Here is a 14,447-nt window from a genome sequence, read left to right as displayed (position 1 = left end):
ACAGATGTAGAGATTAGACCAGTAAAATGCTGCTAATTTTCACGAAATCAATATAATTGCGAAATCTGTGTGCCAGTGCACACCGAATTGCGCAGAAAATGGCTAGATTTCTGGTAGTCCACAAGATAGCTGGTAGATAGCAGCATTATCATCGAGGATGTACTCAATATGTCGCAAAATCACCGTATTCTCCTGCTCAACGGGCCAAACCTGAACCTGCTGGGCAAACGGGAACCGGGCATCTACGGCAGCAAGACGCTCGATGAGATCGTCGCCGATCTGAAGCACAATGCCAGCGAACTCGGCGTCACACTGGAACACCTGCAATCCAACGCCGAACATGAGTTGGTCAGCCGCATCCACCAGGCCATGGGCCAGGTGGATTATATCATCATCAATCCAGCCGCCTTCACCCACACCAGTGTCGCCATCCGCGATGCGCTGCTGGGTGTCGCCATCCCCTTTATCGAGGTGCACCTGTCAAACGTCCATGCCAGGGAGCCTTTCCGTCATCACTCCTATCTGTCTGATGTCGCTAAAGGAGTAATCTGCGGGCTGGGTGCAGATGGCTACCAATTCGCTTTAACCGCGGCCGTGCATCAGTTGCGCGCGGCTTGATAATCACTGATCAGATAAAGAAGAAAGAGAATGCTAATGGATATCCGCAAAATCAAGAAGCTGATTGAACTGGTTGAAGAGTCCGGCATTGCCGAACTGGAGATCTCCGAAGGTGAAGAGTCCGTTCGCATCAGCCGCAACTTCTCCGGTCAGGTGACCACAGCCATGCCGCAGATGATGATGCAGCCGGCCATGGCCCCTGCTGCCGCACCGGCAGCCGCCGCCGTCGCACCGACCGCAGATGCGGCCACCCCGAGTGGTCACCTGATGCGCTCCCCCATGGTTGGCTCCTTCTATCGCTCCTCCAGCCCGGAAGCCAAGCCGTTCGCGGAAGTCGGTCAGCACGTCAATGTCGGCGATACCCTGTGCATCGTCGAAGCCATGAAAATGATGAACCAAATCGAGTCTGACAAGACCGGCGTGATCAAAGCGATCCTGGTTGAAAATGGTCAGGCCGTCGAATTTGACGAGCCGCTGTTCATCATCGAATAAGGGAAGTTGCCACCCATGTTGGACAAAGTAGTCATCGCCAACCGCGGTGAAATTGCCCTGCGGATCCTGCGCGCTTGCAAAGAGCTCGGGATCAAGACAGTGGCCGTTCACTCCACCGCCGATCGGGAGCTCAAACATGTGCTCCTGGCCGACGAAACCATCTGCATCGGCAAGCCTGCCAGCGGTGAATCCTACCTCAATGTGCCGGCGATCATAGCCGCTGCCGAGGTAACGGGTGCCGTTGCCATCCACCCGGGTTACGGCTTCCTCTCGGAGAACGCCGATTTCGCCGAAGTGGTCGAAAAATCCGGCTTCATCTTCATCGGCCCGCGCGCCGAGACCATTCGCCTGATGGGTGACAAGGTCTCCGCCATCGAGGCGATGAAAAAAGCGGGCGTACCTTGCGTGCCTGGCTCTGACGGCCCGGTCGACAGCGATGCCAAGCACAACGCCGCCATCGCCAAGCGCATCGGTTATCCGGTGATCATCAAGGCCGCCGGTGGCGGTGGTGGTCGCGGCATGCGCGTGGTGCGCAATGAAGCCGAGCTGGCTGCCGCCATCGCCCTGACCAAATCCGAAGCAGGCCAGTTCTTCAAGAACGACATGGTCTACATGGAGAAGTACCTGGAGAACCCGCGCCATATCGAAATTCAGATATTGGCAGACGGCCAGGGCAACGCCCTCTATCTGGGCGAGCGTGACTGCTCCATGCAGCGTCGCCACCAGAAAGTGGTCGAAGAAGCACCGGCACCCGGCATCACCGAAGAGATGCGCAAGTTCATCGGCGAGCGCTGCGTGCGCGCCTGCATCGAGATCGGCTACCGCGGTGCGGGGACCTTCGAGTTCCTGTACGAAAACGGCGAGTTCTATTTCATCGAGATGAACACCCGTATCCAGGTTGAGCATCCGGTCACCGAGATGGTCACCAGCGTGGATCTGATCAAGGAGCAGCTGCGCATCGCCGCCGGCCAGCCCCTGTCGATCACCCAGCAGGACATCCGCATCCGTGGCCATGCCATCGAATGCCGGATCAACGCCGAAGACCCGGCCACCTTCATGCCGTCTCCGGGCCTGATCCAGCGCTTCCACGCGCCGGGTGGTCTGGGCGTACGTTGGGATTCCCACATCTACGCCGGTTACAAGGTACCGCCTTACTACGACTCCATGATCGGCAAGCTGATCTGTTACGGCGAGAACCGTGACGTTGCCATCGCCCGCATGCGTCAGGCGCTGGACGAGCTGGTGGTAGAAGGGATCAAGACCAACGTCTCCCTGCAAAAAGAGATCATGAAGGACGAAAACTTCCAGCACGGTGGTACTAATATCCACTACCTGCACAAGAAGTTGGGTCTGTAAGGATCGCTGATAGAGACCCGATGACATTGCACGGTGGCAGTTCCAATGCCCACTACCTGCACAAGAAGTTGGGTCTGTAAGGATCCGAGGCAGAACAATGACTTCCGATAGAAGTCAGCTCCGCAAGGAGCCTCTGTTGAAAAAGGGCCATGGCGACATGGCCCTTTTTTGTTATTCTTGCGCCCCTCAAAATTGTCGGAGGCCAAGGTGAATCGTTTCGCGCTCGCTCGTCGGGAAGCAGCCCTCTGCCTGCTGCTGACCCTGCTCTATTTCTTTGCCTGGTATGGCACTGCGTATTTCATCCCGGAAGAGATCGAATACTGGGACATGCCACTCTGGTTCCTGCTCAGCTGCATGGTGATGCCGCTGCTGTTCATTGTGTTGTGCGGCCTGATGGTGGATCGCCTGTTTGTGGATATTCCCCTCGACACACCTCCCCGCAGTGCCAAGGAGCCTCCCCATGAATCTTGAGTTGATGCTGCCCCTGGTCATCTATCTGGTGCTGGTGCTGGGAATCGGTTTCTGGGCCAGTCGCCATCGCACCGGCGGCGACTTCGTGCAGGAGTACTTCATCGGCAACCGCAGCATGGGCGGTCTGGTGCTCGCCATGACGCTGGTGGCTACCTATACCTCGGCATCATCCTTCATCGGCGGGCCGGGTGCCGCCTACAAGATTGGCCTTGGCTGGGTGTTGCTGGCAATGATCCAGCTGCCCACCGTCTGGCTCACCCTGGGGGTGCTCGGCAAGAAGTTCGCCATCATTGCCCGCCGGGTCAATGCGGTGACCATCAATGACATGCTGTGGGCCCGCTACCAGAGCAAGGCAGTTGTCATTCTCGGATCCGTTACTATCATCCTCGCCTTTATCGCCACCATGGTGGTGCAGTTCATCGGCGGGGCTCGCCTGCTGGAGACTGCCACCGGCCTCTCCTACCAGCAGGGGCTGATGCTGTTTGCCAGTTGCGTGCTGCTCTACACCATCATCGGCGGCTTTCGTGCCGTGGTGATGACCGACGCCCTGCAGGGGATCATCATGCTGATCGGCACCGGCGCCTTGCTGGCAGGGATCCTGATTGCCGGGGATGGATTACCCAACCTCATCCACCAGCTCAGGGAGATAGACCCCAAACTGGTGAGCCCGACGGGGGCCGGTGACATGCTGACCCAACCCTTCATGCTGAGCTTCTGGATCCTGGTCTGCGTCGGTGTGGTGGGGCTGCCCCACTCGGCCCTGCGCTGCTTCGGCTATCGGGACAGCAAGGCGCTCCATCGCGGCATCCTTATCGGCACTGTGGTCAGTGCCCTGCTGATGTTCGGCATGCACCTGGCCGGCGCCCTGGGCCGCGCCATCCTGCCCGGCATGGACAGCCCGGACAAGATCATGCCCTCCCTGATGATGGAAGTGCTGCCGCCCTGGCTGGCCGGGGTGTTTCTGGCAGCACCGATGGCGGCCATCATGTCCACCATCGACTCCCAGCTGATCCAGGCCTCCGCCACCCTGGTGAAGGATCTCTACCTCAACTACCTCAATCCCAAGCAGGAGAAGCTGGAGGTGCGCATTCCTCGCCTCTCCCTGCTCTGCACCCTGATCCTGGGCACGCTCGTATTGCTGGCGGCGCTGCAGCCCCCCGAGATGATCATCTGGCTCAACCTGCTTGCCTTCGGTGGCCTACAGGCCGTGTTCCTGTGGCCGCTGGTACTCGGCCTTTACTGGTCAAGGGCCAACGGGCCGGGCGCCCTGGCCAGCATGGTATCCGGCATTGTCTGCTATGGCGTACTGAGCCAGTGGGGGATAAAACTGGCCGGACTGCATGCCATAGTACCGAGTCTGGGGCTGGGGCTGGTTGCCTTTGTGCTGGTCAGCCTGCTGACTCCGCCACCCAGCCAGGAGGTTCGGCGATTATTCGAACAGCAATAACAAAGAGATTAATAAAGGGTTCCAAAACTATCCCCAAATAGGTTTTTTACGGGTAAACTGTGCGCCAAGTCACAAAACTCAGCACCTTTATGCCAGTACAGAACGCCAGACAGACCCTGATCCAGGCCCTGCAACGACTCGGTTATGCCCTGTTGTTGCCGGTCTCCATACTGCCACTGGCTGCGCTGCTCTACCGGCTCGGTCAACCGGATGTACTGGATCAGGCTGTGCTCTCCCTCACGGGGCGCGCCCTGTTCAGCCAGATGCCGCTCATCTACGCGGTGGCCATCGCCTTCGGCCTGAGCCGACAAGGAGAGGGCACCCAGGCGCTGGCCGGGGCGGTCAACTTTCTGCTGCTGAGCTCGGCGCTGGGCACCCTGGCCCCCGGCCTGCATGCAGACATGATCTGCGGCCTGCTGGCGGGGCTAACCACCGCCATCATCTACCCCTGGGTGAAACGGCGCACCATGCCTGGCTGGCTGCAGATGGCGCAGGGGGATTTCGCCTGCCTGTGCATCTCGGCGATCGCCTGCCTGTTGCTGGCGTTTCCTCTCTCCCTGTTCTGGCCACTGCTGGAGCAGGGCATCACGCTGCTGGCCTCGGAACTGCTCACCACCCCACTGGGCGCCTTCTGTTACGGCACCCTCAACCGGCTGCTGATCCCCCTTGGCCTGCATCAGGTGCTGGGCAGTCTCATCGGCCTTGGCGAGAGCAACCTGCAGGCGCTGGCCACCGCCCAGCCGCTGCATGAAGGGTATGTAGCCGGTCTCTATCCCATCATCATGTTCGGCCTGCCGGGCGCCTGCTTTGCCATCTGGCTGCACCGCCAGCGCATGCAGCGACTGCCGCAGGGTGGACTGCTGCTCACCCTGGCGCTCACCTCTGCACTATTGGGGATCACTGAGCCCATCGAGTTCCTGTTCGCCTTCACCGCTCCCTGGTTGTTTCTGGCTCATGCCCTGCTGACCGGGTTGTCCCTGGCCATCTGCAGCGGGCTTGGCATCCAGGTGGGCAGCTACTTCTCCGCCGGTCTGCTGGATCTGGTGCTGAGTTATCAGTCCGGCGAGCACAGCTTCTGGCTCATTCCGGTCGGCATCCTCTTCTTCGTCGCCTACACACTGCTCTTCTATCAGCTGCTGGAGCGAGCGCCCCTGAGCCTGCCGAGCAAGCCCATCGCCAATGAGCACCCACGGTTGGCCAATGTCGCCCCCTCGGATCCCCAGATGCTGGCGATCCAGTACCTCAAGGCGCTGGGGGGCATGGACAATCTGCAAGCCATGAGCGTCTGCCTGACCCGCCTCAGTCTTCGGGTGTGCGACATAGCGCTGGTGGATCAGTCCCGCCTGCCGGGGCTGGGTTGCCTCTCCTGGATCCAGCTCAACGACCATCAACTGGTACTGGTGCTGGGCCCCAACGCCAGCCTGATCGAGGGGCAGATCCGCATGCTGGCGGAGCGTCAGTCGGTGCCGCTCGGCCTCAAACCCAATCAGGAGTCTGCCAGCCCAGGCAACTGGTAGGCTCAGGCGAACGGCAAGCGCTCGGCGACGAAGTCCATCAGCGAGCGCAAGGCAGGCGCCAGATGTTCCCGGCTCGGGTAGATGAGGTAAAACGGATTGGGCGGTATGGGGTGATCCGGCAGCAATTTCTGCAACGGCCCCGTCGCCAGATCCTCCTGACAGACATGGTGTGGCAACAGGGCAATCCCGCCTTCATGCAATGCCAGCTCCCGCAGCGCCAGCAAGCTGTTGCTGATGCAGGCCCCTTGCGGCCGCCAGCCCCCCTCCTGCAATGGCCACACGGGCAATGCCGAGTGCACCAGACAGGGGTGAAGCCCCAACTCGGACAACTGCTGCGGCGCACCATGAGCCGCCAGATAACCGGGAGCCGCCACCAGATGACGCGGCACCTGACCAATGCGCCGGCAAATGAGACTGGAATCTTTCAGCGGCGCCGCCCGCAGCGCCAGGTCATAACCCTCACCCACCAGATCCAGCTGATCGTCGCAGAGGGTCAGCTCCAGCACCACCTCGGGATAGAGGGCACGAAATTCCGCCAGGATCCTGCCAAGCAGCAGAGTACCGGTCGCCTCGGGGGCGGTGATCCGCACCCGCCCCGCCGGGGCCGATCGCAGCCGCGCCATCGCCAGATTGGCGCTGCGGGCCAGCGCCAGCAGCGCCTGGCATTGCTCCACGTAGATCTCACCCTGCGGGGTCAGGCTGAGCCTGCGGGTGGTACGCTGCAGCAGTCGCACCCCGAGCTGGGTCTCGAGCCGCGAGATCTTCTGGCTCACCGAGGACTTGGGCATGCCAAGCACCTCGGCGGCACCGGTAAAACTGCCCTGCTCCACCACGGTAGCGAACAGCCCCATCAACTCCAGATCGACATTGTTCATATATTCAAACAGTCTTTACCAATTACCCATCTTAATAAGAATAATTAACCAGACTAGAGTAGCTGGCAATCCCAATCCATCCGATTTGAAAGGAACTGCCATGAAAGCCATTGCCCTGACTCACTACCTGCCAAGCGATCACCCCGACTGCTTTATCACTGCCACCCTGCCCGATCCGATCCCGGGCCCGCGGGATCTGCTGGTGAAAGTGACAGCCACCTCCATCAATCCTGTGGATACCAAGGTGCGCGCCCCCAAGGCCAAGATTGAGGCCAGCCCGCGTGTACTGGGCTGGGATGCTGTCGGTGAAGTCGTTGCCGTCGGCAGCGAAGTGAGCCTGTTCAAGGCAGGCGACAGAGTCTGGTATGCCGGCGACATCAGCCGCCCGGGCAGCAACAGCGCCTTGCAACTGGTGGATGAGCGCATCACCGCCCTCGCCCCTACCAGCCTGACCGACCTGGAAGCCGCCGCCCTGCCGCTCACCGCCATCACAGCCTGGGAGACACTGTTCGAGCGCATCGGCCTTCACCACGAGAGCACAGGCAAGCTGCTGATCATTGGCGGGGCAGGTGGAGTAGGCTCCATCGCCATTCAGCTGGCTCGCCAGCTCACCAATATGGACGTGATTGCCACTGCATCCCGACCAGAAAGCCGTGAATGGTGTCTGGCAATGGGCGCCCATCAGGTGGTAAGCCATCACAAGCTGCAGGAAGAGCTTACCGCTCTGGGCATCACCCAGCTCGATGCCATCTTCTGCACCAATGCTACCGAGCAGCACTGGGATGCCATGGCCAGCCTCATTCGCCCGTTCGGCCACATCTGCACCATCGCCGAATCCAGCGAGCCCTGGGATCTCTCCCTGCTCAAGAGCAAGAGCGCCACCTTCAGTCAGGAATTCATGTTTACCCGATCCCTGTTCCAGACCCCGGACATGATCGAGCAACATAAGCTGCTTGGCCAGGTTGCCTCCCTCATCGACCAAGGGGTGCTCAAGAGCACACTCACCCGCACCCTGTCCGAGCTGACCCCGATCACCCTGGCCCAGGCGCATGCCGAGGTGGAAGCCGGCCGCATGGTGGGCAAGCTGGTGATCGACATGAGCAGATTTGCAAACTAATCCCTTATAGGTAAAAACTGCACCATCATGGGGTGATTTCACCAGTGACAGGCCCCAACAGTGCACAGTTCATATCAGGCACCAGACAGTCACCACGCAGAGTCACCATAAAAACGACATAAAAAAGGGGCCATCCCGCCGGGATGGCCCTAAATACCTGAACGTTGGGGTAACAATCACACACATATCCTTATGCAGGACATACCCATCTTTGCATCTTGTGTGCCAACGCCCCCACTTCCCCCCTTTTTCATCCCTTCACGCCTGTCATCCGTACTTGTTTCCCCCAGCCAGCACTAATGCCGAAAAAAAAAGCCACCCAAAGGTGGCTGAAAAAAGATGACGGAACTTTCCTAGAGCAAAGCATTCAGCGGGAACAGGTTGCTTCCCGTCACCCAATGAGGAATACATTAACCGTGCCAACTCGGCAGAGTTCTCTTCCTGCGCCACGCCGACATGGGCAAACCACGACAGCACAGGCCCATGATGATAGAATCTCGCGGTTTCACATTTATGAAGAGTCGACGCCATGCCCTGGATACAAATTCGAATCAACGCCACTGCCAAGACAGCAGACAAGGTGAGCAACATGCTGCTGGGGCGTGGAGCCCAGGCCGTGACCTTTATGGATGCCCAGGATGTCCCCGTCTACGAGCCGCTGCCCGGTGAAACCCCGCTCTGGGGCGAGACCGAAGTGATGGGCTTGTTCGATGCCGAAACCGATCCGGCCCCCACCATCGCCTTCTTCCAGCAGATCTTCGGGGAAGACGTGGGCTACAAGGTCGAGCAGCTGGAAGACAAGGACTGGGTGCGCGAGTGGATGGATCACTTCCACCCCATGCAGTTCGGCGAACGGCTCTGGATCTGCCCGAGCTGGCGCGATGTGCCAAACCCCGATGCGGTCAACGTCATGCTGGATCCGGGTCTGGCATTTGGTACCGGTACCCACCCCACCACGGCGCTCTGCCTGCAGTGGCTGGACGGGCTGGATCTGGCCGGCAAAACCGTGGTCGACTTTGGTTGTGGCTCCGGCATCCTCGGCATTGCCGCCCTGAAACTGGGGGCCGCCCGCGTCATCGGCATCGACATAGACCCGCAGGCCATTCAGGCCAGCCGTGACAACGCCGAGCGCAACGGCGTGGCGGGCCAGATCGAACTCTATCTGCCGGCGGATCAGCCACAAGACGTCGAAGCGGACGTAGTGGTCGCCAACATCCTGGCCGGCCCGCTGCGCGAACTGGCTCCGCTGATCGCCGGCCACGGCAAGCCGGGCAGCCTGATGGCGCTCTCCGGTGTGCTGGAGAGCCAGGCCCCGGAGCTTGAGACCATTTACGGCCAGTGGTTCGACATGTACCCGACTGCGGTAAAAGAGGAGTGGTGCCGCCTCTCCGGTCGCAAGCACGGCTGATGGCAACCACCTCATACAACAAGGGCACCGATGGTGCCCTTGTTGTTTCCGCCATCCTCTCGTGTCTCCCCTGCTCACTGCCCCACATACAAGCAAAGGCCCGACCTTCGGCCGAACAATCTGGTGCTGCTGCACCACAACAACGCAACGATCACACCTTGGCCCCAGACCATAAAACAGCTGTAACCATATGAATAAAAATGACTAAATAACCATATAACTGGATGGCATATCCCTTGCAATTTGCCTCTTCAGAGACTTTCACCATTGAACGTCATATTGGAGAAGCGTATGCAGCAACAGGATTGTGCGAAACCGGAACTGAAACGAACCCTGGGGGCTTTTCACCTGTGGGGGATCGCCGTGGGACTGGTCATTTCGGGGGAATACTTTGGCTGGAGCTACGGCTGGGCACAAGCAGGTACCATGGGCTTTCTGGTCACCTCCCTGCTGGTGGCCACCATGTACACCGCCTTTATCTTCAGTTTTACCGAGCTGACCACCTCAATTCCCCATGCAGGAGGCCCCTTTGCCTATGCCTACCGTGCCTTTGGTCCGGTCGGAGGATATATCGCAGGCTTTGCCACCCTGGTGGAATTTGTATTCGCGCCGCCCGCCATCGCCATGGCGATCGGGGCCTACCTCAACGTCCAGTTTCCGGCCATAGACCCCAAGTGGGTGGCGGTGAGCGCCTATCTCATCTTCATGACCCTCAATCTGGTCGGAGTCGGTATCGCCGCTACCTTCGAGTTGCTGGTCACCCTGCTCGCCATTTTCGAGCTGCTGGTCTTCATGGGAGTAGTAAGCCCGGGTTTCAACGCCAGCAACTTCATGCTCAACGGCTGGGCAGGCCAGCAGGAGTTCAACCTCGGCGCTCTCTCCGGTATCTTTGCCGCCATCCCGTTCGCCATCTGGTTCTTCCTCGCCATTGAAGGCGCCGCCATGGCGGCCGAAGAGGCCAAGGAGCCGAAGAAGACAATTCCGAAAGCCTTCATCGGTGGCATCCTGACCCTGGTCATGCTGGCCATGGGGGTCATGGTGTTCGCAGGCGGCGTCGGAGACTGGCGCCAGCTTGCCAACATCAATGATCCCCTGCCCCAGGCGATGAAAATGATAGTGGGCGAGAGCAGCGGCTGGCTGCACATGCTGGTCTGGCTGGGGCTGTTCGGCCTGATCGCCTCCTTCCACGGCATCATAATGGGCTACTCACGCCAGATCTTTGCCCTGGCCCGGGCCGGTTATCTGCCCGGTGCCCTGGCCTCGGTCAACCGCCGCTTCCAGACCCCCCACTGGGCCATTCTGGCCGGTGGCGTTGTGGGGATCCTGGCGATCTTCTCCGACTCGCTGATCGTCATAGGCGGGCTATCCCTCACCGCCAACATAGTCACAATGGCGGTGTTTGGCGCCATTGTGATGTACATCATCTCGATGGCGGCCCTGTTCAAGCTGCGCCGCAGCGAACCGGCACTGGAGCGTCCATTCAGAGCCCCTCTCTATCCTTTTGCTCCGGCTCTCGCCTTGGGACTGGCAGTACTCTGTCTGGTCGCTATGGTCTATTACAACGGTTTGCTGGCGCTGATCTTTGGCGCCCTTATGCTGGCGGGCTACGCCTACTTCCGTCTGACCCATGATGAAGGGATTGCCGCCAGTGACGGTGAGCTGGTCAAGGCAAGCTGAACCAGGTCCTCTGTGCCCATCAGGAGCAAGGCCATGCGCTGGCCTTGTTTCCCCACCCTGCATCGACGAGAGAGCCCCATGTATCGCACCCAACTGTCACACCACGTCTATCAGTTTCCCGACCTTCGCACCCTGATGGCCAAGGCGACCCCTGCCCGCTCCGGTGACTATCTGGCCGGCGTGGCCGCCCACAGCGCCGAGGAACGTATGGCGGCCAGGATGGCGCTGGCAGACCTTCCGCTCAAAACCTTCCTCAATGAGGCGCTGATCCCTTACGAGCAGGATGAGGTAACCCGCCTCATCATGGACAACCACGATCACGCCGCCTTCGCCCCCATCAGCCACTTGACGGTAGGGGATTTTCGCAACTGGCTGCTGTCTGAGACGGCCAACAGCCAGACCCTGGCACGCATAGCCCCCGGCATCACACCCGAGATGGCAGCCGCGGTCAGCAAGCTGATGCGCAATCAGGATCTGATCCTGGCCGCCAAGAAGTGCCGGGTCGTCACTGCCTTTCGCAACACCATAGGGTTGCCCGGCCACCTTAGCGTGCGGCTGCAACCCAACCATCCCACCGATGATCCTCAAGGGATAGCGGCAGCCATGCTGGACGGTCTGCTGTACGGCGCGGGAGATGCGGTGGTCGGCATCAATCCCGCCAGTGACAACTTGCCCGTACTGGCCAGCCTGAACCAGATGCTCGACGAAGTGATCCAGCGTTTCGCCATTCCGACCCAGTCCTGCATCCTGACCCATGTCACCAACACCTTGCAGCTCATAGAGCGCAATGTGCCGGTAGACTTGGTGTTCCAATCCATCGCCGGTACAGAGGCTGCCAACCGAGGATTTGGTATCGATCTGGCCCTATTGCAAGAGGCATATGACGCCGCCCTTAGCCTGGGGCGTGGCACCCTTGGCAACAACGTCATGTATTTCGAGACTGGCCAGGGCAGTTGCCTCTCGGCCAATGCCCACCACGGACTGGATCAGCAGACCTGCGAGGCCAGAGCCTACGGGGTTGCTCGCCACTTCAAGCCGTTGCTGTGCAATACCGTGGTCGGTTTCATCGGACCGGAATACCTCTATGACGGCAAGCAGATTATCCGCGCCGGACTGGAAGATCACTTCTGCGGCAAACTGCTGGGGGTGCCGCTCGGCTGTGACGTCTGCTACACCAACCACGCCGAAGCGGATCAGGACGACATGGACACCCTGCTCACCCTGCTTGGCAACGCTGGACTCACCTTCCTCATCGGCGTTCCCGGGGCGGACGACATCATGCTCAACTACCAGAGCACCTCGTTTCATGACGCCCTCTATATTCGCGAGCTGCTCGGCCTCAAGCACGCACCGGAATTTGCAGACTGGCTGGTGCGGATGCAACTCACCAACCCTGGCGGCCAACTGCTCGATGCCAGCCTGCGCCACCCTCTGTTAACGGCTTTTGGCCAAAGCGGCAAGGTGGCCTGATGAGCAAGGATCCCCATGACATGAGTGACATAGTTCACCTCAATCCCTGGCTGGAACTCAAACGCTACACCTCGGCCCGCATAGCACTGGGGCGTACCGGAGTCAGCCTGCCCACAGAGGCACTGCTGGCGTTTGGTCTGGCCCATGCACAGGCTAGAGATGCTGTGCACCAGCCCCTGGAAGTGGCCGCCCTGACCAAAGCGCTGCACGCCACAGGACACAAAGTCCTGACGGTGCAGAGCGCCGCCACCAGCCGGGAAGAGTATTTGCGTCGCCCGGATCTGGGCCGACGGCTGAACGATGCCAGCCGCCTCCTGCTGAGCCAGCTGCCGCAAGCAGAGGCCGATCTCGCCCCCCTGGAGTATCAGACCCGGCAGGCTGAAGCCGATCTTGTCATCATGCTGGGTGATGGACTCTCCTCCACCGCCCTGCATCAGAATGCCCTGCCCTTTATCGAGGCGCTGCAACCCCATCTCAGGCGCCTTGGGTTGGCCTGTGCCCCTCTGGTGATCGCCAGCCAGGCCAGAGTGGCACTGGGAGATGAGGTAGGGGAGCTGCTAAGGGCCCGGGCCGTACTGGTGATGATTGGCGAGCGCCCCGGCCTCTCCTCCCCCGACAGTCTGGGGCTCTACCTGACCTGGCAACCCAGAGTCGGGTGCATGGATTCACAGCGCAACTGCATCTCCAACGTACGTCCCGCCGGGCTCGATTTCCCCCAGGCGGCTCACAAGCTGGCCTGGTTGCTGGAGCAGGCCTTCAACCGCCGCTTGACCGGGGTTGCCCTCAAGGATGAGAGCGGCGAGCTGGCCAGCCTGATCGAACACGACGCCCCGCTTCCCCCTTGCCGTCCAGCATGACAACGGGGCGGCCAGCCCGGTCCGCCCCATCACCAATTCCAAACTGAACCACTTGAATCTGCAATGAAAACTGGGCATCGTCTCGCCTGCCCCCGCCAAGAAGCCAAGGGGCGCGCCTCTACCCCTCAGGACAATTGCTTGATACACAAGAGGAACGGATGAAAATTGCCATTCTGGATGACTATCAGGATCAGGTTCGTCACCTGCCCTGCTTTGCCTTGCTGGCGGGTCATGACGTTACCATCCTCAACCAGAGCGAACCCGATACAGCGCGCCTCGCCGCCATGTTGGAGGGAGTAGAAGCACTGGTGCTGATCCGCGAGCGTACCCGTATCGACGAACAGCTGCTGATGCGGCTTCCCACCCTCAAACTGATCAGCCAGACCGGCAAAATCAGCCAGCATATCGATCCGGTACTGTGCCAGCGGTACGGAGTCGCAGTTGCCGAAGGGGTAGGCAGCCCTGTTGCTCCCGCCGAACTCTGCTGGGCACTCATAATGGCAGCCTCCCGCCATATTCCGGCTTACACTCGCGAGTTGACCAAGGGCCAGTGGCAGCAATCGGGTTCACTCGGCCTGGGACGCACCCTGTACGGTCTGACGCTCGGTATCTGGGGCTACGGCAAGATAGGTCAGCGCATCGCCCGTTACGGCAATGCATTCGGTATGTCTGTGCTGGTATGGGGTAGCGAATCTTCTCGTCAGCGGGCGACACAGGATGGGTTCGACGCCGCCCCCAACAAGACAGCGTTCTTCCAACGGGCCGATGTCTTGTCCCTGCATCTGCGGCTCAACGAGCTCACTCGAGCCTGCGTCACCCGTGCCGACCTGGCTCGAATGAAGGCAGACTCTTTGCTGGTCAATACCAGCCGGGCCGAGCTCATTGAATCTGGCGCACTCCATGCGGTGCTCAGTGCGAATCCCACCCGGCAAGCGGCACTGGATGTGTTCGATAGCGAGCCCGCCAACCTGGATAACGAGCCTCTCCTGGCTTTGCCCAACGTGCTGGCCACACCGCATCTGGGCTATGTGGAGCAAAACAGCTATGAGCTCTACTTTCGCAAGGCATTTGAAAACGTGCTGGCCTTTGCCGAGGGCAGGCCACAACACCTGGTGATGCCGGCTCTGGGCTGAGGCTCACTC

General features: G+C 60.2%; 13 protein-coding genes. 12 read left to right on the top strand and 1 reads right to left on the bottom strand.

The genetic code is table 11. The annotated features are described in order from the left end of the window. Positions 1–168: 168 nt before the first annotated feature. The 6 genes from aroQ (at position 169) to OKC28_RS03535 (ending at position 5,901) form a co-directional block, all read left to right on the top strand. Positions 169–618 carry a type II 3-dehydroquinate dehydratase gene (gene aroQ, locus OKC28_RS03560; RefSeq protein ID WP_021138116.1) on the top strand — a complete coding sequence of 150 codons (450 nt, stop codon included), beginning with the start codon at positions 169–171 and terminating at the stop codon, positions 616–618. Between the two features lie 36 nt (positions 619–654). Continuing rightward, positions 655–1,110 (top strand): acetyl-CoA carboxylase biotin carboxyl carrier protein, encoded by a 456-nt coding sequence (accB, locus tag OKC28_RS03555; RefSeq protein ID WP_034283807.1) that lies wholly within the window; start codon positions 655–657, stop codon positions 1,108–1,110. A gap of 15 nt (positions 1,111–1,125) precedes the next feature. Then, positions 1,126–2,466, top strand: coding sequence for an acetyl-CoA carboxylase biotin carboxylase subunit (gene accC / locus OKC28_RS03550; RefSeq protein WP_005317655.1), 1,341 nt, complete (start codon positions 1,126–1,128; stop codon positions 2,464–2,466). Between the two features lie 207 nt (positions 2,467–2,673). Next, positions 2,674–2,937, top strand: a complete 264-nt coding sequence (locus tag OKC28_RS03545) for a YhdT family protein (protein WP_021138114.1) — start codon at positions 2,674–2,676, stop codon at positions 2,935–2,937. Continuing rightward, entirely contained in the window at positions 2,927–4,384 is a 1,458-nt protein-coding gene (gene panF, locus OKC28_RS03540) for a sodium/pantothenate symporter (protein WP_270687429.1), read from the top strand. Before OKC28_RS03545 ends, panF begins: the two co-directional genes overlap by 11 nt. Positions 4,385–4,473: 89 nt before the next feature. After that, positions 4,474–5,901, top strand: coding sequence for a PTS transporter subunit EIIC (locus OKC28_RS03535; protein ID WP_270687427.1), 1,428 nt, complete (start codon positions 4,474–4,476; stop codon positions 5,899–5,901). 2 nt (positions 5,902–5,903) lie between these two features. Here OKC28_RS03535 and OKC28_RS03530 read toward each other — a convergent pair whose 3' ends face one another. Next, complete coding sequence (locus tag OKC28_RS03530) at positions 5,904–6,776, bottom strand: LysR family transcriptional regulator (RefSeq protein WP_270687425.1); 873 nt, start codon at positions 6,774–6,776, stop codon at positions 5,904–5,906. A gap of 100 nt (positions 6,777–6,876) precedes the next feature. Here OKC28_RS03530 and OKC28_RS03525 point away from each other — a divergent pair, with 100 nt between their 5' ends. From OKC28_RS03525 to OKC28_RS03500, 6 genes are all read left to right on the top strand, one after another. Beyond that, entirely contained in the window at positions 6,877–7,893 is a 1,017-nt protein-coding gene (locus OKC28_RS03525; RefSeq protein WP_270687423.1) for a zinc-binding alcohol dehydrogenase family protein, read from the top strand. Between the two features lie 529 nt (positions 7,894–8,422). Beyond that, complete coding sequence (gene prmA / locus OKC28_RS03520; RefSeq protein ID WP_270687421.1) at positions 8,423–9,301, top strand: 50S ribosomal protein L11 methyltransferase; 879 nt, start codon at positions 8,423–8,425, stop codon at positions 9,299–9,301. 291 nt (positions 9,302–9,592) lie between these two features. Next, positions 9,593–10,978, top strand: coding sequence for an ethanolamine permease (eat, locus tag OKC28_RS03515; RefSeq protein ID WP_265451924.1), 1,386 nt, complete (start codon positions 9,593–9,595; stop codon positions 10,976–10,978). Between the two features lie 33 nt (positions 10,979–11,011). Continuing rightward, on the top strand, positions 11,012–12,448 hold the full coding sequence (locus OKC28_RS03510; RefSeq protein WP_265451925.1) for an ethanolamine ammonia-lyase subunit EutB: 1,437 nt from the start codon (positions 11,012–11,014) through the stop codon (positions 12,446–12,448). Then, complete coding sequence (gene eutC, locus OKC28_RS03505; protein ID WP_265451926.1) at positions 12,448–13,305, top strand: ethanolamine ammonia-lyase subunit EutC; 858 nt, start codon at positions 12,448–12,450, stop codon at positions 13,303–13,305. The genes OKC28_RS03510 and eutC overlap by 1 nt, the downstream gene beginning before the upstream one ends. A gap of 158 nt (positions 13,306–13,463) precedes the next feature. Continuing rightward, positions 13,464–14,438, top strand: a complete 975-nt coding sequence (locus OKC28_RS03500) for a D-2-hydroxyacid dehydrogenase family protein (RefSeq protein ID WP_270687416.1) — start codon at positions 13,464–13,466, stop codon at positions 14,436–14,438. Positions 14,439–14,447: the final 9 nt, after the last annotated feature.

Origin of the sequence: Aeromonas sp. D3 (assembly GCF_027705025.1) — a bacterium.
GTDB classification, from domain to species: Bacteria; Pseudomonadota; Gammaproteobacteria; order Enterobacterales; family Aeromonadaceae; genus Aeromonas; species Aeromonas salmonicida.
This window is presented reverse-complemented; position numbering and strand designations above follow the sequence as displayed.